Source organism: Bradyrhizobium sp. Ken64 (assembly GCF_055807555.1).
On the sequence record NZ_JBVVPA010000003.1, the window covers coordinates 34,185 to 57,031 of the forward strand.

At 64.7% G+C, this 22,847-nt stretch carries 19 protein-coding genes; 8 read left to right on the plus strand and 11 right to left on the minus strand.

The genetic code is table 11. The features are described 5' to 3' along the window. The first annotated feature begins 11 nt into the window (after positions 1-11). Positions 12-176 carry a DUF3309 family protein gene (locus tag AC0L2F_RS06025; protein ID WP_007595743.1) on the plus strand — a complete coding sequence of 55 codons (165 nt, stop codon included), beginning with the start codon at positions 12-14 and terminating at the stop codon, positions 174-176. An 83-nt stretch (positions 177-259) separates the two neighbouring features. Here the strand turns inward: AC0L2F_RS06025 and ligD are convergent, their stop codons facing one another. After that, entirely contained in the window at positions 260-2,944 is a 2,685-nt protein-coding gene (ligD, locus tag AC0L2F_RS06030) for a DNA ligase D (protein ID WP_473248059.1), read from the minus strand. Positions 2,945-3,055: 111 nt separating this feature from the next. Between ligD and ku the strand changes: the two genes are divergently transcribed. Next, positions 3,056-3,940: a non-homologous end joining protein Ku gene (gene ku / locus AC0L2F_RS06035; protein ID WP_063995107.1), complete on the plus strand. Its 885-nt coding sequence runs from the start codon at positions 3,056-3,058 to the stop codon at positions 3,938-3,940. Positions 3,941-4,082: 142 nt separating this feature from the next. Here ku and AC0L2F_RS06040 read toward each other — a convergent pair whose 3' ends face one another. The 6 genes from AC0L2F_RS06040 to AC0L2F_RS06065 all read right to left on the minus strand — a co-directional run bounded on the left by AC0L2F_RS06040 (position 4,083) and on the right by AC0L2F_RS06065 (position 12,326). After that, complete coding sequence (locus tag AC0L2F_RS06040; RefSeq protein ID WP_456768278.1) at positions 4,083-4,772, minus strand: response regulator; 690 nt, start codon at positions 4,770-4,772, stop codon at positions 4,083-4,085. Then, positions 4,769-7,492, minus strand: a complete 2,724-nt coding sequence (locus AC0L2F_RS06045; RefSeq protein WP_473247827.1) for a DUF4118 domain-containing protein — start codon at positions 7,490-7,492, stop codon at positions 4,769-4,771. The genes AC0L2F_RS06040 and AC0L2F_RS06045 overlap by 4 nt, the downstream gene beginning before the upstream one ends. A gap of 37 nt (positions 7,493-7,529) precedes the next feature. Continuing rightward, on the minus strand, positions 7,530-8,132 hold the full coding sequence (locus tag AC0L2F_RS06050) for a K(+)-transporting ATPase subunit C (RefSeq protein WP_473247828.1): 603 nt from the start codon (positions 8,130-8,132) through the stop codon (positions 7,530-7,532). A gap of 109 nt (positions 8,133-8,241) precedes the next feature. Continuing rightward, positions 8,242-10,356 carry a potassium-transporting ATPase subunit KdpB gene (kdpB, locus tag AC0L2F_RS06055; RefSeq protein ID WP_473247829.1) on the minus strand — a complete coding sequence of 705 codons (2,115 nt, stop codon included), beginning with the start codon at positions 10,354-10,356 and terminating at the stop codon, positions 8,242-8,244. Positions 10,357-10,421: 65 nt separating this feature from the next. Next, positions 10,422-12,125 (minus strand): potassium-transporting ATPase subunit KdpA, encoded by a 1,704-nt coding sequence (gene kdpA, locus AC0L2F_RS06060; protein ID WP_473247830.1) that lies wholly within the window; start codon positions 12,123-12,125, stop codon positions 10,422-10,424. A gap of 111 nt (positions 12,126-12,236) precedes the next feature. Beyond that, complete coding sequence (locus tag AC0L2F_RS06065) at positions 12,237-12,326, minus strand: K(+)-transporting ATPase subunit F (RefSeq protein WP_018454042.1); 90 nt, start codon at positions 12,324-12,326, stop codon at positions 12,237-12,239. A gap of 418 nt (positions 12,327-12,744) precedes the next feature. Here AC0L2F_RS06065 and AC0L2F_RS06070 point away from each other — a divergent pair, with 418 nt between their 5' ends. From AC0L2F_RS06070 to AC0L2F_RS06080, 3 genes are all read left to right on the plus strand, one after another. Continuing rightward, positions 12,745-13,212: a hypothetical protein gene (locus AC0L2F_RS06070; protein WP_473247831.1), complete on the plus strand. Its 468-nt coding sequence runs from the start codon at positions 12,745-12,747 to the stop codon at positions 13,210-13,212. A gap of 221 nt (positions 13,213-13,433) precedes the next feature. Next, the gene (gene upp, locus AC0L2F_RS06075; protein ID WP_085351919.1) at positions 13,434-14,069 is read left to right on the plus strand and encodes a uracil phosphoribosyltransferase; all 636 of its coding nucleotides are present in this window, start codon (positions 13,434-13,436) and stop codon (positions 14,067-14,069) included. A 33-nt stretch (positions 14,070-14,102) separates the two neighbouring features. Beyond that, on the plus strand, positions 14,103-15,689 hold the full coding sequence (locus AC0L2F_RS06080; protein ID WP_473247832.1) for an AMP-binding protein: 1,587 nt from the start codon (positions 14,103-14,105) through the stop codon (positions 15,687-15,689). A gap of 56 nt (positions 15,690-15,745) precedes the next feature. Here AC0L2F_RS06080 and AC0L2F_RS06085 read toward each other — a convergent pair whose 3' ends face one another. Next, entirely contained in the window at positions 15,746-16,912 is a 1,167-nt protein-coding gene (locus AC0L2F_RS06085; RefSeq protein WP_473247833.1) for an acyl-CoA dehydrogenase family protein, read from the minus strand. A 178-nt stretch (positions 16,913-17,090) separates the two neighbouring features. On the opposite strand from AC0L2F_RS06085, the gene AC0L2F_RS06090 reads away from it, so the two are divergent. Then, entirely contained in the window at positions 17,091-17,594 is a 504-nt protein-coding gene (locus tag AC0L2F_RS06090) for a MaoC family dehydratase (protein WP_473247834.1), read from the plus strand. After that, entirely contained in the window at positions 17,594-18,445 is an 852-nt protein-coding gene (locus AC0L2F_RS06095) for an HpcH/HpaI aldolase/citrate lyase family protein (RefSeq protein ID WP_473247835.1), read from the plus strand. Before AC0L2F_RS06090 ends, AC0L2F_RS06095 begins: the two co-directional genes overlap by 1 nt. A gap of 192 nt (positions 18,446-18,637) precedes the next feature. On the opposite strand, the gene AC0L2F_RS06100 is transcribed toward AC0L2F_RS06095, so the two are convergent. Further along, the gene (locus AC0L2F_RS06100) at positions 18,638-19,435 is read right to left on the minus strand and encodes a fumarylacetoacetate hydrolase family protein (protein ID WP_473247836.1); all 798 of its coding nucleotides are present in this window, start codon (positions 19,433-19,435) and stop codon (positions 18,638-18,640) included. Positions 19,436-19,636: 201 nt separating this feature from the next. Here AC0L2F_RS06100 and AC0L2F_RS06105 point away from each other — a divergent pair, with 201 nt between their 5' ends. Continuing rightward, entirely contained in the window at positions 19,637-20,536 is a 900-nt protein-coding gene (locus AC0L2F_RS06105) for a LysR substrate-binding domain-containing protein (protein WP_473247837.1), read from the plus strand. 3 nt (positions 20,537-20,539) lie between these two features. On the opposite strand, the gene AC0L2F_RS06110 is transcribed toward AC0L2F_RS06105, so the two are convergent. Together AC0L2F_RS06110 and AC0L2F_RS06115 are read right to left on the minus strand one after the other, a co-directional pair. After that, entirely contained in the window at positions 20,540-22,027 is a 1,488-nt protein-coding gene (locus tag AC0L2F_RS06110; RefSeq protein ID WP_473247838.1) for an amidase, read from the minus strand. A 17-nt stretch (positions 22,028-22,044) separates the two neighbouring features. Next, complete coding sequence (locus AC0L2F_RS06115) at positions 22,045-22,842, minus strand: FAD binding domain-containing protein (protein ID WP_473247839.1); 798 nt, start codon at positions 22,840-22,842, stop codon at positions 22,045-22,047. Positions 22,843-22,847: the final 5 nt, after the last annotated feature.

Genomic DNA, 22,847 nt, shown 5'->3' on the forward strand with positions numbered 1-22,847 from the left:
GGAGATTTGGCATGTCTATCGGTACGATCATTCTGATCATTTTGGTCATCGCGCTGCTCGGCGGCTTCAGCGGCATCGGCGGCGGCCCGTTCTACGGCACCGGCTATTACGGCGGCGGCGGCCTCGGGCTCGTCATCGTCATCCTGCTGATCCTGCTGCTGCTGGGACGGATCTAGCCGAGTTCGGTAGGTGGGTTAGCCGCAAGGCGTAACCCACCTCTTTTCTTTCCGCGTCAACAGAAGTGGTGGGTTACGCTTCGCTAACCCACCCTACTCTTTTTCGCCGCGAGCTTCTTGATCGCCGCCTTGATCGACGCGGCTGCATCGTCGTAGCCATCCCACGCCTTCGATCGCGCCAGCAAGCCCGGCACCGTTCGCACCGTGTACCGCTTCGGATCGAGGTCGCTCTTCACCTGCGCCCACGTGACCGGCATCGACACAGTCGCACCATCGCGCGCGCGGGGGGACAGCGGGGCCACCGCCGTCGACATGCGATCGTTGCGCAAATAGTCCAGGAAGATCTTTCCCGTTCGCAGCTTCTTCGACATGTTGAGCAGATAGCGCTCGGGATCGTCGTCCGCCATCCACTGGCAAACGCCTTGCGCGAAGGCCTTCGCCTCTTTCCAGCTCACCTGATCGCGGACGCCATGACGCAGCGGTACCACGACGTGCAGGCCCTTGCCGCCGGTGGTCTTGCAGAAGCTTTCCATGCCGATGTCGGTCAGCCGCTGCCGCATCTCCTTGGCGGCCTCGACGACCTCGGCGAAGACGACGTCGGGCGCCGGATCGAGATCGAACACCAGCCGGCCCGGAGTATCGTAGGCGTAGGGCGCGCAATTCCAGGGATGCAGCTCGACGCCGCCAATCTGCGCCACGGCGGCGAGCCCTTCGATGCGGTCGATCTGCAAATAGGGCTTGCGGTCGCCGGAGACCCGCGCGAGCTCCAGAAGGTTCGAGGTGCCCTGCATGGCGTGGCGCTGGAAGAAGCATTCGCCCTTGATGCCGTCAGGGGCGCGGATCAGCGAGCACGGACGGCCCTTCAGGTGGACGATCATCCATTCGCCGACGGCTTCGAGATAGCGCGCGAGATCCAGCTTGGTGACGGGATCGCCATTGCCGTCGTCCGGCCAGAGCTCCTTGTCCGGCTTGGAAATGACGACTCCCATCACTTCGGCACTGCCGCCGGCCTGGGCCGTTCGCGCGCCGGTCTTCGCTTTCGCGCGCCGCTTCGAAGAGGGCTCGGCAAGCTCGGTATCGACCGGTGTCTCGGCCTCGACCTCCTCCGCCGGCTTGTCCTGCCGCAGACCCTTGAAGGCGGCCTGGCGGATATTGCCGTCGGCGGTGAAGCCGGCGAACTCGATCTCCGCCACAAGCTCCGGCTTCAGCCAGTGCACCTCGCGCGCCTTTTTCGGCGCGTTCTTGCCGCCGAATGGGCTTTGCTTGGCCTCCATGGCCTTCAAGGACGGCATGATGCGCTTGACCTTGTCCGCGCCGAAGCCGGTGCCGACCATGCCGACGAAGGCGAGATGATCACCGCGGTGTACGCCGGCCATCAGCGAACGGAATTTGCCATTGGTGGTCTTGTAGCCGCCGATCACGACCTCATGGCCGGCGCGGCATTTGGCCTTGGTCCAGCTTTCTGTCCGCCCCGAACGATAAGGCGCATCGAGCTTCTTCGACACCACGCCCTCGAGCTCGAGCTTGCAGGCCGATTGCAGCACGGCGTCGCCGCCGCTTTCGAAATGCTCGACATAGCGGATCTGGCTTGATTTTTTCTTGCGTGCCTCCAGGAGCTCCTTGAGGCGGTCCTTGCGCTCACCGAGCGGCAGCCGCCGCAAATCGAGGCCTTCGGCGAACAACAGGTCGAAGGCGAAAAAGATGAGCTCGTCGGTCTTGCCCTCCGACAGCGCGGCCTGGAGCGACGAAAAGTTCGGTGCCCCGTTATGATCGAGCGCGACGATCTCGCCGTCGACCATCATATCCGGCAACGCGCCCGCTTCCTTCGCGATGCTTGCGAATTTTCCGGTCCAGTCGAGGCCTTTGCGCGTCTTCAACGTCGCCTTGCCGCCCTCGACCCGCAGCTGCACGCGGTAGCCGTCGAACTTGATTTCGTGGCACCAGCCATCGCCGCCCGGCGGGCGCTCGACCGAGGTGCAGAGCTGCGGCGCGACGAAATCCGGCATTTCCGCCTTCTTCGCGGTCGTCGCGGTTGTGGCTTTCTTCTTTGCCGTCTTGCCGGTCTTCAACGCCGCGCGGGGTGCCGGCTTGACCGTGCGCTCTTTCGCCTCGTCCGCCCGGTTGGACTGCCAGACCGCGTCGGCCTTGGCCTTGGTGCCCTTCGCCAGCATGAACGGTTTTGGTGCTCGCCCCTTGCCTTCGGCGATCTGATCCATCGCGCGGCCGGAGGCGACCGATTTGTCCTCCTCGAGAATGTCGTTGTCTGCGCCCTCGCGAACATATTCGTCGCGATGCTTGATCAGGAGCCAATTGGTTCGTTGGCCGCCGGTGCGGTCGTTGCGCATGCGCACCAGGACCCAGCTGCCGTGCAGCTTCTCGCCATGCAGGGTGAACTTCAGATCGCCCTTCTTGAAACCGCGTTCGGGATCTTCGGATTCCCAGGTGCCGCGATCCCAAAGCATGACCGTGCCGCCGCCGTACTGGCCTTCCGGAATCGTGCCCTCGAAGTCGCCATAGTCGAGCGGATGATCCTCGACCTCGACGGCCAGCCGCTTGTCGTGCGGATCGAGCGAGGGTCCTTTCGTCACCGCCCAGGACTTGAAGACGCCGTCGAACTCGAGCCGCAGATCGTAGTGCAGCCGCGTGGCGTCATGTTTCTGGATCACGAAGCGCCGCTGCTTCGACGGCGCCACCGCGGTCTTGCCCGACGGCTCCGGCGTCTTCTCGAAATCACGTTTCTTTCGATACTTGGAGAGCTTTTGCAGCACGACTGGTCCCGGATTCTCTTTCGGCACGGAAGCCTATCACGGCCCGCATCCCACCCGGAACCAAAACCCCGCGGGACGGTTGGGGTTCCAACTACATTGCTGGAGATCGGAATGGCACCGCGCGCCTATTGGAAGGGAACGTTGAAGCTCTCGCTGGTCAGTTGCCCCGTCGTGCTATATCCGGCGACCACCGCGGCCGAGAAGACGCGGTTTCACATGATCAACCGCGAGACCGGCAACCGGTTGAAGCAGCAGATGATCGACGCCGAGACCGGCGACATCGTCGAGAGCGACCAGAAGGGACGCGGCTACGAGCTGCGCAAGGGCAAGTATGTCGAGATCGAGCCGGAGGAGCTCGAAGCGGTCCAGATCGAGAGCAACCACACCATCGACATCGAGAGCTTTGTGCCGAGCGACGAGATCGACCAGCGCTACCTCAACCATCCCTACTACATCGCGCCCGACGGCAAGGCCGCGGTCGATGCTTTTGCCGTGATCCGCGACGCCATGAAGGACCAGGATCGCGTCGCGCTGGCCAAGATCGTGCTCACCAATCGCGAGCACATCATCGCGATCGAGCCGCTCGGCAAGGGTCTGCTCGGCACCACTTTGCGCTTCCCCTACGAACTGCGCGACGAGGACCAGTTCTTCGACGACATCAAGAGCCCGAAGATCACCAAGGACATGGTTGAGCTCGCCGGCCATATCCTCCAGACCAAGGCCTCCCATTTCGACCCCAGCAAGTTCAAGGACGACTACGAGAACGCGCTGAAGGCCCTGGTGAAGCGCAAGGCCAGCGGCAAGACAATCGAACTGCCGGAGCCCCAGGAGAAACCGAGCAATGTCGTCAGCCTGATGGATGCACTCAAGCAGAGCTTGAAGGGACGCGGCGGGAAGAAGACGGCGGCGAAGTCCCACGCGCGCCGGGCATCGGGGCGAACGCGCGCCGCGAAGAAGACGCACCGGTCGACCGCGAGGCAGAGGAAAGCGGGTTAGCTCTCCGCCGCGCACTTCACTCTTTCCCTCATGGTGAGGAGGCGCGAAGCGCCGCCTCGAACCATGCAGGCCCCCGCTGCGGCAGTCGGGCCTTCATCCTTCGAGACGCGCGTTCCGCGCTCCTCAGGATGAGGATCGAGAGCTAGTCCCCCGCCTTCAGCCGGTACCCGATCCCCGTCTCCGTCAGCACATATTGCGGCCGTTCCGGATCGGCTTCGATCTTCTGCCGGAGCTGGCGGACGTAGACACGCAGATATTGCGCGTCGGTCAACTCATCCCAGAGCTCCCTCAGCAGAAAGCGGTGGGTGAGCACCTTGCCGGCGTGCTGCACCAGCACGCGCAGGAGGTCATATTCCTTCGGCGACAGTTTGACGTCGCGCTCGCCGACCTTGACGATCCGGCGCACCAGATCGACCGAGAGATCGCCGGCACGAAACACCGGGCGCTCGCCCTGGATCTGAAGCTGGTGCCGCAGCGCGGCGCGCAGGCGCGCCAGCAGCTCGTCCATGCCGAACGGCTTTGTCAGGTAATCGTCGGCCCCGAGATCGAGCGCCTCCACCTTGCCGGCCTCGTCGCCACGGCTCGACAGCACCACGATCGGCACAGCTTCATTGCGGGCGCGGATGGTACGCAACAACTCGTGACCCTGGATGTCGGGCAGGCCGAGATCGAGGATGATCAGCGCGGGATCCTCGCTGAGCTTCTCCAGCGCGGTCTTGCCGTTGGACGCCTCCAGGATCTCATAGCCTTGGGTCGAGAGCCCCATCCGCAGCAATTTGCGGATCGGCGGCTCGTCGTCGATGACCAGCACCTTGATCGGAGCAGCGCTCATGCGGCGGTATCCAATGCGTGGGTCCGGGCCGGAATGGGCAGACGGACGGTCAGAACCGCACCGCTCCGGTCGCTGCGATTCGCGGCCGAGATCGTGCCATGCATCGCCTCGACGAAGCCGCGGGAGATGGCGAGCCCGAGCCCGGTGCCGGGGCGGACATGGTCGCCCTTCTGCACGCGATAAAACTTGTCGAACACGCTCTCGAGCTCCTCGGACGGAATGCCATCGCCCTCGTCCGCAATCTGGAGCACCACATGATCGCTGTCGCGCCGGCTGCGAATCGAGACCGTCGCTTGGGGCGGCGAATATTTGGCGGCGTTGTCGAGCAGGTTGAACAGCACCTGCTCGAAGAGCACCGCATCGAGCTGGAGCATAGGAAGGTCTGCGGCCAACTCCAACTCCACCTTGTGGGCGGTGAGGATCTTGGCTGCACGGCGGAGCGCGCTGCCGACGATTTCTCCAAGATCGTGCAACGCAGCGTTGGGCACGATGGCGCCGGATTCGAGCTTGGTCATGTCGAGCAGATTGGCAATGAAGCGGTTGAGCCGTTCGGATTCGTCGATCACGGTGGCGAGCAGGTCGCGCTTCTCGGTGTCGGAGAGCGCGCTGGCGAGATCGCGCATGGTCGAGGCCGCACCCAGCACGGATGCCAGCGGCGTCTTCAGGTCGTGTGAAATCGAGGTCAGCAATGCGGAGCGCAGCCGCTCGGATTCGACGGAGCGCTTGACACGGTCGACGTCCTCGACCAGCAGCACGCGCTCGATCGCCAGCGCGCCCTGGTCGACCAGCGCGTCGAGCAGGCGACGCTGGTCCGGAGTCAGCAGCGGACCGGTGCGGTCGTTGTCGATGCCGATGACGCCGATCGGGCCACGCCCGGTGCGCATCGGCAGGAACAGCCGTTTTGCACCCGGCAGCGTGTCCGAGCCGCGGCCTGCAGGGCGGTCATTGCTCCAGGCCCAGTTAGCGGCGGCAAGGTCGGCCTGATCGAGATCGTCCTCGGGGGGATAGCCCGACTTGACCGTGAGCAGGCCGTCGTCCGGCAGCAAGAGCACGACGCGGACCTTGAGCATCAGCGCGGTCTGGTAAGCGGTCGCCCACAGCACGTCGTCGAGCGTGCCGGTGCCGGCGAGCTTGCGGCTGAACGCATACAGCTGCTCGGTGGTCCTGATGCGCCCGATCGCGGTGTCGGCCTGGGTGCGCACCCGCGCTGCGACATTCGAGACGATCATCGCAACCACCGTAAACAGGACGAAGGCGGCGACGTTGGTCGGATCGGTGATCGTGAAGGTGTAGATCGGCGGGATGAAGAAGAAATTGTAGGAGAGCGAGGCCGCGACGGTCGCGAGCAGCGACGGCCACAGTCCATACCGCACAGCGACCGCCACCACAGCCGTCAGCAGCACGAGGTCCACGTTCTCGATGCCGAATCTCGGCTGAATCAGCTCGGCGGCGCCGAGGCCGACCAGAACGATGCCGAGCGCCTTCAGATAGGGCAGCGGATTGAACGGTTCCGAGCGTGCAGCGGTCTGCACCGACGTCTTCGGCGCGGGCTCGCCGGACAACTCGTCGCCCGGAATGACGTGAATGCTGATATTGCCGGCGCGGCCCACCAGATCATGCACGACGGAGCCGCGCGTCATCTCGAACCAGCGCGAGCGCGTCGACTTGCCGATCACGATCTGGGTGACATTGTTGCCTTGCGCGAAGTTGATGACGTCGTCGGCGATGCGGCGGCCGACAGCCGGAATGGTCAGCGCCTCGCCGCCGAGCGCTTCGGCAAGCCGCAGCGTGTCGGCGAGCTGGTCTCGCGCCTCGTCTGAGAGTTGGAGCGAGCGCCGCGTCTCGATCGAGATCGCAGTGAACGGCGCATGCAGCCGGTCGGCCAGGCGCTTGGTATAGCGCACGAGCCCGGCCGCTCGCGGATCTTCGCTGACGCAGACGAGGATGCGCTCGCCCGCTGCCCAGGGACCGGCGATCGCGTTCGCCTGCATGTGGGTGAGCAGCTGCTCGTCGACCCGTTCGGCGGTGCGCCGCAGGGCGAGTTCGCGCAGCGCGGTCAGGTTGCCCGGCGAGAAATAATGCTCCAGCGCCCGCTCGGCCTGCCTGGAGACATAGACCTTGCCCTCCTTCAGCCGCTGGATCAGGTCGTCGGGCGTGAGGTCGATCAGCTCGATGGCGTCTGCGCTGTCGAACACCGAATCCGGCACGGTCTCGCGCACCCGCACATGGGTGATCTGCGCGACGACGTCGTTCAGGCTCTCGATGTGCTGGATATTGACGGCGGTGTAGACGTCGATGCCGTGGGACAGCAGTTCTTCGACATCGAGATAGCGTTTTGGATGGCGGCTGCCGGCGGCATTGGTGTGGGCGAGCTCGTCGACCAGCGCGATTTTCGGCCGGCGCGCAATCACGGCGTCGAGGTCCATGTCCTCGACAATCTGGCCGCGGTAATCGAGCTTCTTGCGCGGGATCACTTCCAGCCCGCGCACCAGCGCCTCGGTCTCGGCGCGGCCATGGGTCTCGACGAAGCCGACCACGACGTCGATGCCGGCCTTGCGCTTGGCGTGGGCGCTTTGCAGCATCTCGTAGGTCTTGCCGACCCCGGGAGCGGCGCCGACGAAGATCTTCAGCTTGCCGCTCACGCCCTCCTCCCGGCGCGCGGCTTCCAGCAGCGCCTCGGGCGAAGGACGTTGTTCGGGATCGCGGCGCTCTCGGACCATCAAATCAATATAATCATCCGCGCGGACCTAGCCTAGACTACTTCGTGGCACGATCGAGTGCGAGATTCAGAGCCAGCACGTTGACCCGGGGCTCGCCGATCAGGCCAAGCAGGCGGCCCTGAATGTTGGAGGCCACCAGCTGCTTGACTTGATCCTCCGGCACGTTTCGCGCCTTCGCTATGCGCGGCACCTGGAATTGCGCCGCATCCGGCGAGATGTCCGGATCGAGGCCGCTGGCCGACGCCGTCACGAGGTCGACCGGCACGGCGGCATTCGGGTTCTCGCCCTTGAGCTTGTCCACATCTTCCTTCAGCCGGTCGGCCAGCGCCTTGCTGGTGGGACCGAGATTGGAGCCGCCCGAATTGGCCGCGTTGTAGGGCGCCGGCACCGTTTTTGTCGAATCGTTCGGGTCCGGCGCTACCGTCGCCGAGGGACGGCCGTGGAAATATGTGTCGTCCTTGAACTCCTGCCCGATCAGGGCGGAGCCGACCACCTTGCCGTCCTTCTCGATCAGGCTGCCCTGCGCCTGCGCCGGGAAGATCGCGCCGGCAATAGCGGTCATCGCGAGCGGATAGGCAAGTCCGGTGATGGCTGTGAGCACCAGCAGCAGGACGATGGCGGGGCGGATTTCTCTGAGCATGTGTTTCTCCTATTTTTTCGTCATTGCGAGGAGCGAAGCGACGAAGCAATCCAGTCTCTCAGCCGCGGCAAGAATTCCGGATTGCTTCGCTTCGCTCGCAATGACGGGGTTAAGCCAGGTGCAAGGCAACGACCACGAGGTCGATCGCCTTGATGCCGATGAAGGGAATGACAATGCCGCCGAGGCCGTAGATCAGCAGGTTGCGCCGGAGCAGTGCGCCGGCGCCGACCGCGCGATAGGCGACGCCCTTCAGCGCCAGCGGGATCAGCGCGATGATAACAAGCGCGTTGAAGATGATCGCGGACAGGATGGCGCTCTGCGGGCTCGACAGGTTCATGACGTTGAGCACGTTGAGCTGGGGGTAGAACGCCAGGAACATCGCCGGGATGATCGCGAAATACTTCGCGACGTCGTTGGCGATCGAGAACGTGGTCAGTGCGCCGCGCGTCATCAGCAGCTGCTTGCCGATCTCGACCACCTCGATCAGCTTGGTCGGGTTGGAGTCGAGATCGACCATGTTGCCCGCCTCGCGGGCAGCCTGTGTGCCCGTGTTCATGGCGACACCGACGTCTGCCTGCGCCAGCGCTGGCGCGTCGTTGGTCCCGTCGCCGCACATGGCTACCAGCTTGCCCTTGGCCTGCTCGTCGCGGATCAGCTTGAGCTTGTCCTCGGGGGTTGCCTGCGCCAGGAAGTCGTCGACGCCGGCCTCCGCTGCGATCGCGGCGGCCGTCATCGGATTGTCGCCGGTAATCATGACGGTGCGGATGCCCATGCGCCGCAGCTCGGCAAAGCGCTCGCGGATGCCGCCCTTGACGATGTCCTTGAGCTGGATGACGCCGAGCAGCTTGCTGTCCCTAGCGACCGCCAGTGGCGTGCCGCCGGCCTTCGATATGTCGTCTGCAATGGTCTGGATCTCGCGGCCGATGTCCGAGAGCCCGGCGGGCTGGATGGAACGAGCCGTGTTGCCGGAGGCGACCACCAGCGGCGCACCGCCACCGACATAATTGAGGATCGCATCGACCGCGCCCTTGCGCACCGACGAGCCGCCGGCATCGACGCCGCTCATACGGGTCTGCGCCGTGAACGGGATGAAGGTGGCTCCCAAATCGGCCATGTCGCGGCCACGGATGCCGTATTTCTCCTTGGCCAGCACGACGATCGAACGGCCCTCCGGGGTCTCGTCGGCGAGCGAGGCGAGCTGGGCCGCGTCCGCGAGCTCCTGCTCAGTGACCCCGCGCACCGGGCGGAAGGAGGTCGCCTGGCGGTTGCCGAGCGTGATCGTTCCGGTCTTGTCGAGCAGCAGCGTGTCGACGTCTCCAGCGGCCTCGACGGCACGGCCGGACATCGCCAGCACGTTGAAGCGGACCAGGCGGTCCATGCCGGCGATGCCGATCGCCGACAGCAGCGCGCCGATCGTGGTCGGGATCAACGTCACGAACAGCGCGACCAGCACGACCACCGAGATCGAGCCGCCGGCATAGGCCGCGTAGCTCGGGATGGTGACGGTAGCGAACACGAAGATGATGGTGAGGCCGGCCAGCAGAATGTTGAGCGCGATCTCGTTCGGGGTCTTGGCCCGCTCGGCGCCCTCGACCAGCTTGATCATGCGGTCGATGAAGGTCGAGCCCTGCGCTGCCGTGATCCGCACGCGAATCCAGTCGGACAGCACCTGGGTGCCGCCGGTCACCGCTGAGCGGTCACCGCCGGACTCACGGATCACGGGCGCGGACTCGCCGGTGATGGCGGCCTCGTTGACGGACGCGACGCCCTCGATCACCTCGCCATCGGAGGGAATGGTATCGCCGGCCTCGACCAGCACGATATCGCCGACCTTGAGGCTGGTGCCCGGCACGAGATTGAAGGCCAGGCCGGCGCCGGTCAGCAGCTTGGCCTGGCTCTCGGTGCGGGTCTTGCGCAGCGATTCCGCCTGCGCCTTGCCGCGGCCTTCGGCCACCGCTTCGGCAAGATTGGCAAACAGCACCGTGAACCAGAGCCAGACGATGATCTGGAAGGTGAAGCCGAGATTCCCGCCGCCCGTGAGGAGATCGCGCAGAAAGATCACAGTGGTGAGCGCGGCCACGACCTCGACCACAAACATCACGGGATTCTTGATCATCAAGCGCGGATCGAGCTTGGTGAAGGACGCGCGGATCGCAGGCACGACGATCTTGGGATCGAGCATCGCCGAGACGGACGCGCGTTTTTGCAGTTTCATGGTATCCATGGAGGTCACTCCAAACAATCAGAAGGCTGTCGATCAGAACACTTGCTGTTCAGAACACTTGCTATTCAGAACACTTGGCCGGCGTTCATCGCGAGATGCTCGACGATGGGGCCGAGGGCGAGGGCCGGGAAGAAGGTCAGGCCGCCGATGATCAGGATCACGCCGACGACCAGGCCGACAAACAGCCCGCCGGTGGTCGGGAGGGTGCCCGCGGACGGCGGGATCGATTTCTTGGCGGCCAGCGAACCCGCAATGGCCATCGCCGGGATGATCATGAAGAAGCGGCCGACGAACATCGCGCTTGCAAGCGTAAGGTTGTAGAAGAAGGTATTGCCCGTGAGGCCCGCGAAGGCCGAGCCGTTGTTGCCGGTCGCCGAGGTGAAGGCGTAGAGCACCTCGGTGAAGCCATGCGGCCCGGCATTCGCCATCGAGGCAACCGCCGCCGGATAGACCACACCGACCGCCGTCCAGCCGAGGATCATCAGCGGCAGCACCAGGATGGCCAGCATTGCCATCTTGACCTCGCGCGCTTCGATCTTCTTGCCGACATATTCCGGCGTGCGACCGACCATCAGGCCCGCCACGAAGATCGCGAGGATGACGAACAGCAGCATGCCGTACATGCCGGCGCCGACGCCGCCGACAATGATTTCGCCGAGCTCGATGTTGATCAGCGGAATCATGCCGCCGAGCGCGGTGAAGCTGTCATGCATGGCGTTGACGGCGCCGCAGGAGGCGGCCGTCGTGATCACGGCGAACAGGGAGGACGCGACGATGCCGAAGCGAACCTCCTTGCCTTCCATGTTGCCGCCGGTCAGGCCGAGCGCATGCAGGGTCGAAGTACCGTTGGCCTCCGCCCAATAGGTGATGGCGACACCAGCGAGGAACAGCACGCCCATCACGGACAGGATTGCCCAGCCCTGGCGCTGGTTGCCGACCATACGACCGAACACGTTTGTGAGCGCGGCGCCAAGCGTGAAGATCGCCAGCATCTGCACGAAGTTCGACAGCGCAGTCGGGTTCTCGAAGGGGTGCGCGGCGTTAGCATTGAAGAAGCCGCCGCCATTGGTGCCGAGCATCTTGATCGCGACCTGCGAGGCGACCGGGCCGACCGCGATGGTCTGCTTGGCACCCTCGAGCGTGGTGGCCTCGACATAGTCACCGAGCGTCTGTGGCATGCCCTGCGATACCAGGAACAGCGTGTAGACGATACAGATGGGCAGCAGCACGTAGAGCGTACAGCGCGTGACGTCGACCCAGAAATTTCCGACCGTGCGCATCGAGGCGCGCGAGAAGCCGCGGATCAGCGCCACCGCGAGCGCGATGCCGGTCGCCGCCGACAGGAAGTTCTGGTGCGTCAGGCCGAGCATCTGCACGAGATAGGAGATCGTGCTCTCACCGCCGTAGTTCTGCCAGTTGGTGTTGGTGATGAAGGAGATCGCGGTGTTAAAGGACAAATCCGCGGCGACCGCCGACTGCCCGGCCGGATTGAACGGCAGTACATCCTGCAGCCGCATCACGCCGTAGATGATGAGGAAGCCACCGACATGGAACAGCAGCATGGCGACCGTATAAGTGAGCCAATGCTGCTCGCGCTTCTCGTCGACGCCGGAGAACCAATAGATGCCGGCCTCGATCGGACGTAGCACCGGCGACAGGAAGGTTCGCTCGCCGTTGAACACGCGCGTCATGTACCAGCCGAGCGGCTTTGTCAGCGCAACGATGATGACGCAGTATAGGATGATCTGGAGCCAACCGATCATGGTCATGGATTTAACCCTTTAGGACTTGTGTCCTGCGCAGGAGCGGCAGGAGCAGTGCAAGCAGGCAGGCGACGAGCGCGGCGTCCGCCAGCAGGAGTTTGAGAAGCAGGAGCACGGTCAGAATCGCTCGGGCCGCAGCAGCGCGTAAGTGAGGTAGAACAGGAGGCCGAGCGAAACGGCACCGGCGAGCGAATAATCGAAGATCATGGTCCGTTCCCTCAGAGCCGTTCGCAGGCGTAGGTGTAACCGATCGCAAGGGCGAAGAAGCCGAAGCCCAGCGCCAGCATCAGAATGTCCATCATGGGATTGCTCCTCGTTGCGCCCTTGATTTCGGCGCAACCGTTTCTCGGGAGACCCGGTCGGCGCGCGAAAGGAAATGCCGATGCATTTCCACGGCGCCTACCGGGACTTTTGACCGGGCTGAAGTGCCACCGCGGGCATAGGTTTTCGAGACGAGGGTTGTGGCGAAGTTATAGGAATCTCATAAAAGGCCGGCGGCGGCCCGGTGCCCACACTTATGAAATCCCTATATCTCCCGCCCCGTCCCCATCTCGTTTTCAAATGCCGTTTTGGCCATCCTGGAGAGGCCGGCCGACTGACCGACGCCAATTCCAGGAGGCCTGACATGACCGCCGCACGCCGACACCACGAACCGCCGTCACTCAATGACCGCTTGCGCAACACTCAGGCGATGACCCGACCGTTGATGCTGGACATCATCGCGCACGCCTGCCGCCGCTTCCCTACGCTCGGCCAGAACAACCGCACCACGCGCATCACGCGCCTGATCGATGTCGAGGCATGGACCGATGCGGCGCTGGCGCTGATAGAGCTGGAGCTGCCGCTATGGCAAGTCCGGCGCATCGCCTATGACGAGGGCGAATGGCACTGCGCGCTGTCGCGCGAGCGCGAATTGCCGGACTGGCTCGACGCCGCTGTCGAGGCGCGCCACGCCGATCTTACGCTCGCGCTACTCTCGGCTTTCATCGAAGTCGAAGCATTGGCACCTGAAGTTTCGCGTCCGAGCGTTCCCACTGTTCGTCCCGCGCCTGACTCGCTCTATGAGCCGGTCGGCTGCGAGAACTGCGGCTAGTGGAGCGCGGTCCTGACGCTCGTCATTACGCTCGTGGCGCGAGGGCTCGGAGCGTAGCCCTCAGGCCCGTCGATCGCGAATTGATCATGGCTGCCTAGGAGGCGAGCAACCGGCTCCGCAGCGCGGTCACGATGCCCGGTTGAGGCCGCGTATCCCCTCGGAGAGGCCAAAAAAACGCGGCCGATCTGGCGAAATTTCACGGAACCGTGTAGATCGGTTTCATGAGCATCAGCAACGTCAACGTGGTCGCCCATCCCCTGGTCCAGCACAAGCTCTCCCTGATGCGGGAGAAGGACCGCTCGACCAAGAGCTTTCGCGAGATCCTGAACGAGATCGGGATGCTGCTCGGCTACGAGGTGACGCGCGACCTGCCGCTGGAGCTGGTCGAGATCGAGACGCCGATTGCGCCGATGCGGGCGCCCAAGATCGCCGGCAAGAAGCTCACGCTGGCGCCGATCCTGCGCGCCGGCGTCGGCTTCCTCGACGGCATGCTGGCGCTGATGCCCTCGGCGCGCATCGCCCATATCGGGCTCTACCGCGACCCTGAAACATTGCAGGCCGTGGAATATTACTTCAAGGCGCCGCAAGACCTGTCGGACCGCACCGTGATCCTGATGGACCCGATGCTGGCGACCGGCAACTCGGCCTGCGCCGGCGCCTCGCTGCTGAAGGCGCGCGGCGCCCGCGACATCCGCTTCGTCTGTCTTCTGGCCGCGCCTGAAGGCATCGCGCAGTTCCAGAGCGAGCATCCGGACGTGCCGGTCTGGACCGCCGCGATCGACGAGCGGCTCAACGACCACGGCTACATCGTGCCGGGGCTGGGCGACGCCGGCGACCGGATGTTCGGCACCAAGTAGACAGGTTCGCGCGATCGGGCTAGTCCGGTTGCCATGAGCGCCAACGAATTTACGCTGCAATCGCTGATCCGGACCGAGGCTGCCGCCGATCCGGCCTTCGTGTTCGACGGCACGCCGGTCTCGCGCGCGGAATTCTCGGAAAAGATCGAGCAGACCGCCGCCTGGCTTGCCGCGCGCGGTATCGGCAAGGGCGACGTCGTCGCGGTCTGGCTGGTCAACCGGATCGAATGGATCGCGCTGCTGTTCGCCGCCGCCCGGCTTGGGGCAATCGTCGCCGCCGTCAATACGCGCTACCGCAGCGCGGAGGTCGCGCATCTCCTGAAGCTGTCCGGCGCCAGGCTGATGGTGATTGAAGCCGCGTTCCGCTCGATCGACTTTGCCGCTATTCTCGCCGACGTCGCCAAGAACGAGGTGCCTGCGCTGCGAGAGCTCGCGGTGGTCGGCGCGGATGAGATTCCCGCCCAATGGCCATGTGTGCGCTTCGATGCCTTCGACAAGCCCTATCCGCCGGCTACGCCTGCTCAGGACGATTTCGATCTGCCGGTTCTGCTCTACACGACGTCAGGCACGACCAAAGGACCAAAACTCGTCGCGCATTCGCAGCGAACGCTGGCCACGCACGCCACCTCCGTCGCCAAGGCGCTCAAACTCTCGCCGCAGCGCCATGCGCTGTTGGCCATGCTGCCGTTCTGCGGCACCTTCGGCATGACGAGCCTGCTCGGCTTCGTCGCAGCGGGCGCGACCGTCCATGCGCTCGACGCTTTCGAGGCGGCGCCGGCGCTGAAGATTCTCCGCGAGTACGAGATCACGCACGCCTTTGGCTCGGATGAAATGTTCCGCCGCATCCTCGCCCTCACCGACGCGCCGCGGCCGTTCCCGCATCTCGAAATTTGCGGCTTTGCCGCGTTCCAGCCCGGCTGGCGCGAGCTTGCCGCGGAGGCCGAGGCGCGCGGCATGCCGTTGCACGGCCTCTACGGTTCGAGCGAGGTGCAGGCGCTGTTCTCGATCGCACACTCGAGTGACGCCTTCACCGATCGCATCGAGGGCGGCGGCTGGCCGATGTCGCCGGAGGCCAAGGTCCGTGTGCGCGACACCGAGACCGGCGAACTCGCCGCTCGCGGCGTCTCCGGCGAGATCGAGATCCATGCGCCGTCACGCTTCCTCGGCTACTACAACAATCCCGACGCGACGCGCGACGCCATCACCGCGGACGGCTTCTTCCGCACCGGGGATATCGGCCGGCTGCGCGGCGACGGCTCCTTCGTCTACGAAACCCGCGCGGGCGACGCCATGCGGCTCGGCGGCTTCCTGGTTGCGCCCGGCGAGATCGAGGACGAACTGAAATCGTGCGCTGGTGTGGCCGACGCCCAGGTCGTCGCGGTCGATCTGAAGGGAAACGCCCGCTGCGTTGCCTTCGTGATCCCCGCCCAGGAATCCCACCACGAGCCGCCGCGGCAGGAAACATTGATCACGCGCCTGCGCGAGCGGCTCGCCGGCTACAAGGTCCCGGCGCGGATCTATGTCGTGGAAGCCTTCCCCGTCACCGACAGCGCCAACGGGGTCAAGATCCAGCGCGCCCGGCTTCGGGCCATGGCGATGGACCGGATCGCTGCGGAATAGGCACGGACACTGGGATAGCGCGCGAATTCGTCTCGGCCAAATGATGGCGCTCGAGCCTAGTATGACTTGGCCAGCCCAAGCACCTTTTCCGCAATGAAGCTGAGCGCAAGCTGCGGGCTGACCGGCGCGATGCGCGGGATCAGAACTTCGCGCAAGTAACGCTCGACGTGAAACTCCTTGGCATAGCCGAAGCCGCCATGGGTCATCACCGCCTGCTCGCAGGCATGATATCCGGCCTCACCCGCAATGTATTTCGCGGCATTGGCGGCGCCGCCGCAAGGCATGCCCCTGTCGTATTGCCAGGCCGCCGACATCACCATCAACCAGGCCGCCTCGAGCTCAACCCAGTTTACGGCCAGCGGATGCTGAATGCCCTGGTTCTTGCCGATGGGCCGGTTGAACACCACGCGCGTCTTGGCGTATTCGGTCGCGCGCGACAGCGCGACCTTGCCGAGGCCGACGGCTTCCGCTGCGATCAGGATGCGCTCGGGGTTCATGCCTTCGAGGATATACTGGAAGCCTTTGCCTTCTTCGCCGATCCGGTCTTCCATCGGGATCTCGAAATCCTCGAAGAACAGCTCGTTGGAATCGACGACCTTGCGGCCCATCTTCTCGATCTCGTGGACCTTGATCCTGTTGCGATCGAAGTCCGTATAGAACAGGCTCAGCCCATGCGTCGGCGAGCGCACCTCCTCCAGCGGCGTGGTGCGCGCCAGCAGCAGGATCTTGTGCGCGACCTGCGCGGTCGAGATCCACACCTTCTGGCCGTTCACGATGTAGCGGTCGTTCTTGGCCACCGCACGGGTCTTGAGCTGGGTGGTGTTGAGGCCGGTGTTGGGCTCGGTCACGGCAAAGCACGCCTTCTCGCGGCCCTCGACCATCGGCGGCAGCATGCGCTTGCGCTGTTCCTCGGTGCCGAACACGACCACGGGATTGAGACCGAACACGTTGATGTGCACCGCGGAGGCGCCGGACATGCCGGCGCCGGATTCGGCGATGGCGCGCATCATGATCGCGGCCTCGGTGATGCCGAGGCCGGAGCCGCCATATTCCTCCGGCACGCAGATGCCGAGCCAGCCGGCGTCCGCCATGGCCTTGTGAAAGTCGTGCGGGAAGCCGCCGTCGTGGTCCTTCTTCAGCCAATAGGCGTCGGGAAAGTCTTCGCAAACCTTTGCGACGGCGTCGCGAATGGCTTCCTGCTGAGCGGTGAGCGCGAAATCCATATTCTTGATCTCCTTCTTGGGAGAAGCGACCGCGCAATCTCCCCCTCGTCGCGTTCCCACTCGAAGGCGGCGGCAGATTGGCGCGCCCGAACGTGCCTTCGCTTGCGTTCTTTAACTTGAAAAACAGGGTACAGATACGTGAATTTCCTCATCAACTGTGTGTAGCATGCATAGGGTCATGCGGCGCGAGGATGCGGGCGCGCCGTTATTTCGCAGGGAGGAAACCGCGATGGCCGGACTTTATTTCGAGGAGTTTTCGGTGGGCCAGGAATTCAGGCATCCGCTGACCCGGACCGTCACGGAGATGGACAATACCCTGTTCAGCCTGCTGACGCTCAATCCGCAGCCGCTGCACATCGACGCACATTTTTCGGCCCAGACCGAGTTCGGCCAGCGCATTTTCAACAGCCTTTACACTCTTGGGATCATGATCGGCATGACGGTCTATGATACGACCATGGGCACCACCGTCGCCAATCTCGGCATGACCGACGTCACTTTTCCGAAACCGGTCTTCCATGGCGACACGCTGCGGGCGACGACGAAGGTGCTTTCGTTGCGGGAATCCAAATCGCGCCCCAAGGCGGGCATCGTCGAATTCGAGCACCACGCTCTCAACCAGAACGACGAGATCGTCGGAAAATGCCGCCGCATGGCGATGATGCACAAGAGGCCGGTCTGATGCGTTCGATGCTGTTCGTGCCGGGCGACTCCCCGCGCAAATTCGAGAAGGCCAGCGAAGGCAACGCCGACGCGCTGATCATCGATCTCGAAGATTCCGTCGTCGCCGACAAGAAGCCGGAGGCGCGCGGATTGACGCTGGCGATGCTGAAAGGCCGCAACAAGCCCCATCAGCTCTATGTCCGCGTCAACGCGCTCGACACCGGCATGACGCTCGCTGACCTCGCCGCGGTGATTCCAGGCAAGCCCGACGGCATCGTGCTGCCGAAATCGCAGGGCGGCGACGACGTGCGGCAGGTCGCGACCTGGCTCGAAGCTTTGGAAGCTGCGGCTGGCGTCGCCATCGGCTCAACGCGCATCGTCTGCGTCGCGACGGAAACCGCAGGATCGATCTTCGGGCTCGGCAGCTACAAGGGCTGCTCCCCTCGCCTCGCGGGCCTGATGTGGGGCGCGGAGGATCTCTCGGCCTCGCTCGGCGCTACTGAAAAGGCGTCGGGCGGCGTGTTCCACAGCCCTTATCGCCTGGCGCGCGATCTCTGCCTGATGGCGGCGGCCGCGGCCGAGGTCGCGCCGATCGACACGGTCTATACCGACATCGACAATCTGGCGGGGCTCGAACAGGAAACGCGCGCGGCGCGGCGCGACGGTTTTTCGGCGAAAGCACTGATCCATCCCAAGCACGTCGACGTGGTCAACGCGGCGTTCGAGCCGACCGAGGCGGAGCGCAATTGGGCGGAGAAGGTGATCGCGGCGTTCGCGAGCAATCCGAATTCCGGCACGCTGCGCCTCGACGGCCAGATGATCGACAAGCCGCATCTTCGTGCTGCGATGAAGATCCTCGGCCAGAGCTAGATCAGGACGCCGCGCTGCGACAGATGGGACCGAAGCCACTCTCGGCATCGTCGTGGCCGGGCTTGTCCCGGCCATCCACGGGCTTCGCAACCGGCACCCAAAAACGTGGATGCCCGGGACAAGCCCGGGCATGACGAAGCGAAAACGTCCCGCCCCTCGCTTTCCGCAGGCGGTGAGAGGCAAAGACCGCCGCTAGACGATCTTGATGGACATGTCCGGCAAGCCGTCGAGCTTGCACAAGAGCACGTCGCCCTTCACGACCGCGCCGACATTCTCCGGCGTGCCGGAATAGATGATGTCGCCGGCCTTCAGCTCGAACGCTTCCGATAGTTTTGCGATCTGCTCGGCCACGTTCCAGATCATCTTGCTGAGATCCGAGCTCTGCTTCACCGTCCCGTTGATCGCCAGCGAAATGGCGCCCTTGTCGAAATGACCGGTCTTGCTCGCCGGGTGGATCGGCCCGATTACCGCGGCGTGGTCAAAGCTCTTGCCGATCTCCCAAGGCTTCTTCTCCGCAGCCATCCCGTTCTGGAGATCGCGCCGGGTCATGTCGAGGCCGAGCGCGTAACCATAGACATGGTCGAGCGCCTTCTCGGCCGGAATGTTGGAGCCGCCGGACTTCAGCGCGGCGACCAGCTCGACCTCATGGTGATAGTTCTTGGTCAGCGACGGATAAGGATGATCGGCGACCTCGCCCACGGCGACGTTCTGGATTGCATCCGTCGGCTTTTGGAAGAAGAACGGCGGCTCGCGGTTCGGGTCCGAACCGCGCTCGATCGCGTGCGCCGCGTAGTTGCGTCCAATGCAGTAGATGCGGCGGACCTGGAACACCTGGGTTTCACCGACGATCGGGATGGTGACCATCGGCACTGGAAAGATCGGCTTCGGCCCGGCCTGCGCCGCGGCCGGCGCAACTTCCGCGATCGAGGCAGCACTTGCCGCCGCGGCAATTGCGAGCAGCTCTCGTCGCGTTGGTGAGATCTCTTTCATGTTTTGTGCTCCCTTTTTATGTTCGTTGGGCGCATCATGCGCGCCGACCCGCCTGATAATCAATATTCAGTATGCCAGCAATGCCGGACCGGCACGTCCTCTAACCGACGAGAACAGGCCGCCTGCAGCCGCGCCTTCCAAATCGGCTTTCTTTAGCCCTAGCATGGAACTTGCATAAATTCTGGGCGACATGGACGCCGCATGAACCTCATCAGCCTCGATATCCGCATGCTCCGGTCGCTGATCTCCGTGGTCGAGACCGGCAGCATCACCGAGACCGCGCGGCGGCTGGGCCGCACCCAGCCGGCGATCACCCTGCAATTGCAGCGGCTGGAGGAGCTCACCGGCAAGCAATTGTTCGAGCATGCCGGCCGCCGGCTGACGCTGAGCGAGGACGGCACCACGGTTCTCACCTACGCCAAATCCATCCTGCGGTTGCATGACGAACTGATTTCGCAGTTGGCGTCGCAGGAGATCGAGGGTCAGGTCGTGCTCGGCACGCCCGACCTCTATGCCGCCTTCATGCTGCCGCAGATCCTCAGCGTGTTCCGAAAATCCTTTCCACGCGTCCAGGTCGAGCTCAATTGCGCGCTTTCGACGCCGCTGGTGGGCCTGGTCAAGCGCGGCGATGTCGACATCGCGCTCGTCACCCGCATGAACGATTTTACGGGCGGCCAGGTGGTGCGACGCGAGCAACTCGTCTGGATGACTGGCGAGCAGTCCGCCGCGCACCAGGAACGGCCCATTCCGCTGGCGCTGCTGCCGCCGGGCAACATCTATCGCGACTACGCGATCGACACACTGGAACGCGCGAACTTGCGCTGGCGCATCGCCTGCGTCAGCGAAAGCGTCGGCGGCCTCCAGGCGGCGGCCTTCGCCGGCATGGCCGTGACCGTACTCGGCCGCAGCGCGCTGGTGCCGGCGATGCGCGAGATCGGCCCGACCGAGGGCCTGCCGCCGCTGCCGAAGATCGAGCTGCTGCTCTACAAGTCGAGCGGCGCGACCTCGAAGGCGGCGACCGCCTTGCACGACTATCTCGCGCACTATCTGCGCCTCGACGAGGAGCTTAGCGGCCGCGGCGAGCCGATCGAGCTGTCCTGAGCTTCATGCCTTCGTGCGCGCGGGACTTTCGCGGAGCACCAGTGACGGCCAGAAGTTTGCCCATGGCTGGGCCGCTTCGAACGCAGCGGCGATGCGGAAGATCATGGGCTCGTCGAGCCAGGGAGCGACGATCTGCAAGCCGATCGGCAGCCCATCGCGATCGAAGCCGCAAGGCAGCGTCGCGGCCGGTAGGCCGGCGAGGTTGATCGGCCAGGTGAAGGGCGACCAGCCGAGATGCGGATCGACCTTGCCGCCGTCGATCGTGTCGACGCCGATGCGGCCGGCCTCGAACGCGGTCACCGCGACCGTCGGCGTCACCAGCGCATCGACGCGCTCGAAAAGCTTCAGGAAGCCGCCGCGAGCCTGGCCGCGGCGATAACCCGCTTCGATATAGTCCGTGCCGCTGTAGCGCCGGCCGGCACTGATGACATCAAGATAATCTGCTTCGGAGCCGGCGAGATCGGCCGTGGTCTTGGTCGCGACCGCGGCCGCCTGTTCGGTAAAGGCGATCGGCTTCAGCGTGTGCTCCAGGATGCCGGGATCGAGGCCCGGACCGTCCATGGTGACCTGCGCGCCGCAGGCATCGAGAATGACCAGCGCCTTGCCGAACGCCGCGCGCACATCGGGGCTGACGGCGGCGTAGCCGAGATCGACGCTGGCGCCGATACGAATGCCGTTCAACGGCGCGACGTTCGTATCGAACCGCCGCGCCGCCACCGGCAGGCTCGCGGGATCGCGCAAATCGTAGCCGGCGATGATCTCCAGCGTCAGCGCGGCATCCGCGACCGTCCGCGTAATCGGCCCGGTATGCGCGAGCGAGCCCCAGGACGGTGGCGAGAAGCCGGGCGAACGCGGCACCAGGCCAAAGGTCGGCTTCAGGCCGAACACACCGCAGAAGGACGAGGGCACGCGGATCGAGCCGACGCCATCGGTTCCGATCGCGATCGGGCCGCAGCCGGCGGCAACGCCCGCCGCCGCGCCGCCGCTCGACCCACCACTGGTGCGACCGGGGTTCCACGGATTGCGCGTGGTGCCGGTGACCGGGCTATCCGCCGTCAACTTGTAACCGGACTCGCAGGTCGTGGTCTTGCAGGTGACGATTGCACCCGCCTCCTTCAGCGCCGAGACAACCGCCGCGTCGACATCGGGCACGAATGCCTTGTTCATCGGCGAGCCGCCATAGGCCGGCACGCCTGCGACAAAGACCAAATCCTTGATCGTCACGGGTATACCGGCGAGAGCCCCCTTGGCCTCGCCGGAACGCATCTCCCTGGTGAGACGATCGGCCTCCGCCCTCGCCTGCTCGTACATCGGCGTCACCACCGCGTTGCAGGCCTCATTGGTCACCTCCAGCGCGGCAATGGTGTCGTCGACGACATCGCGCGGAGTGAACGCCTTGCGCCGGTAGCCGGCCAGGATCTCGGTTGCGGAAAGCGAGCCAAGGCCAGTCGGCGCCGGCGGGAAGGCCGTTCGGCCGGAACCATCAGTCATCATCAACCCTAAAAGTGCTAGCTGAGCGCCGCGTCGACGGCGCGCCTGGCCATCACCGTGACGAGATGCGCACGGTAGTCGGCTTCGGCATGGATGTCGGAAGTGAGGCCGTCGGTGTCGATCCTGATCGCCGCGATCGCGGACGGATCGAAATTTCGAGACAGCGCTTCTTCCATCGGGGGAACGCGGAATACGCCGGAGCCCGCTCCGGTCACGGCTACGCGAACGCCATCGGCGAATTTCGCGACGAACACGCCGACCAGCGCATAGCGCGACGCCGGCGCCTTGAACTTGGCGTAGCCCGCCTTGAGCGGCACCGGAAAGCGGATCGCCGTGATGATCTCGCCAGGTTCAAGCGCGGTCTCGAACAGGCCGCGGAAGAACCCGTCGGCCGCGATCTCGCGCGTGCTGGTGACGACGGTCGCGCCCAGCCCGAGCACACCTGCCGGATAATCGGCCGCCGGATCGTTGTTCGCGACGGAGCCACCGATGGTGCCGCGGATGCGCACGGCGGGATCGCCGATCATCGAGGCCAGCGCGGCGAGTCCGGGAATCTTCGCCTGCACCAGCTTCGAGGCTGCCACCACCGCATGTGGCGTCATTGCACCGATGGTGATGGTGGCGCCGTCGTCGGTGATGCCCTTCAGATGTCCGAGCCTCGACAGGTCGACTAGGGCAGGCGGACTGGCGAGCCGCTGCTTCAACGTCGGGATCAGCGTCATGCCGCCGGCGACGAGCTTGCTGTCCTCGATCGAGGTCAGCAGTTTGGCAGCGTCGGGAATTTCGCTCGGCTGGTGATAGGCAAACGGCTTCATTGTCA

What these genes read in the sequence shown, in the direction of transcription:
- AC0L2F_RS06090 (WP_473247834.1), top strand. Translation starts at nt 17,091, where the DNA reads ATGCGGCGCGAGGATGCGGGCGCGCCGTTATTTCGCAGGGAGGAAACC.
- AC0L2F_RS06050 (WP_473247828.1), bottom strand. Translation starts at nt 8,132, where the DNA reads ATGCTCAGAGAAATCCGCCCCGCCATCGTCCTGCTGCTGGTGCTCACA.
- AC0L2F_RS06085 (WP_473247833.1), bottom strand. Translation starts at nt 16,912, where the DNA reads ATGGATTTCGCGCTCACCGCTCAGCAGGAAGCCATTCGCGACGCCGTC.
- AC0L2F_RS06025 (WP_007595743.1), top strand. Translation starts at nt 12, where the DNA reads ATGTCTATCGGTACGATCATTCTGATCATTTTGGTCATCGCGCTGCTC.
- AC0L2F_RS06045 (WP_473247827.1), bottom strand. Translation starts at nt 7,492, where the DNA reads ATGGTCCGAGAGCGCCGCGATCCCGAACAACGTCCTTCGCCCGAGGCG.
- AC0L2F_RS06065 (WP_018454042.1), bottom strand. Translation starts at nt 12,326, where the DNA reads ATGATCTTCGATTATTCGCTCGCCGGTGCCGTTTCGCTCGGCCTCCTG.
- ku (WP_063995107.1), top strand. Translation starts at nt 3,056, where the DNA reads ATGGCACCGCGCGCCTATTGGAAGGGAACGTTGAAGCTCTCGCTGGTC.
- AC0L2F_RS06100 (WP_473247836.1), bottom strand. Translation starts at nt 19,435, where the DNA reads ATGAAAGAGATCTCACCAACGCGACGAGAGCTGCTCGCAATTGCCGCG.
- AC0L2F_RS06080 (WP_473247832.1), top strand. Translation starts at nt 14,103, where the DNA reads ATGAGCGCCAACGAATTTACGCTGCAATCGCTGATCCGGACCGAGGCT.
- upp (WP_085351919.1), top strand. Translation starts at nt 13,434, where the DNA reads ATGAGCATCAGCAACGTCAACGTGGTCGCCCATCCCCTGGTCCAGCAC.
- kdpB (WP_473247829.1), bottom strand. Translation starts at nt 10,356, where the DNA reads ATGGATACCATGAAACTGCAAAAACGCGCGTCCGTCTCGGCGATGCTC.
- AC0L2F_RS06040 (WP_456768278.1), bottom strand. Translation starts at nt 4,772, where the DNA reads ATGAGCGCTGCTCCGATCAAGGTGCTGGTCATCGACGACGAGCCGCCG.
- kdpA (WP_473247830.1), bottom strand. Translation starts at nt 12,125, where the DNA reads ATGACCATGATCGGTTGGCTCCAGATCATCCTATACTGCGTCATCATC.
- AC0L2F_RS06115 (WP_473247839.1), bottom strand. Translation starts at nt 22,842, where the DNA reads ATGAAGCCGTTTGCCTATCACCAGCCGAGCGAAATTCCCGACGCTGCC.
- AC0L2F_RS06095 (WP_473247835.1), top strand. Translation starts at nt 17,594, where the DNA reads ATGCGTTCGATGCTGTTCGTGCCGGGCGACTCCCCGCGCAAATTCGAG.
- AC0L2F_RS06110 (WP_473247838.1), bottom strand. Translation starts at nt 22,027, where the DNA reads ATGACTGATGGTTCCGGCCGAACGGCCTTCCCGCCGGCGCCGACTGGC.
- AC0L2F_RS06070 (WP_473247831.1), top strand. Translation starts at nt 12,745, where the DNA reads ATGACCGCCGCACGCCGACACCACGAACCGCCGTCACTCAATGACCGC.
- AC0L2F_RS06105 (WP_473247837.1), top strand. Translation starts at nt 19,637, where the DNA reads ATGAACCTCATCAGCCTCGATATCCGCATGCTCCGGTCGCTGATCTCC.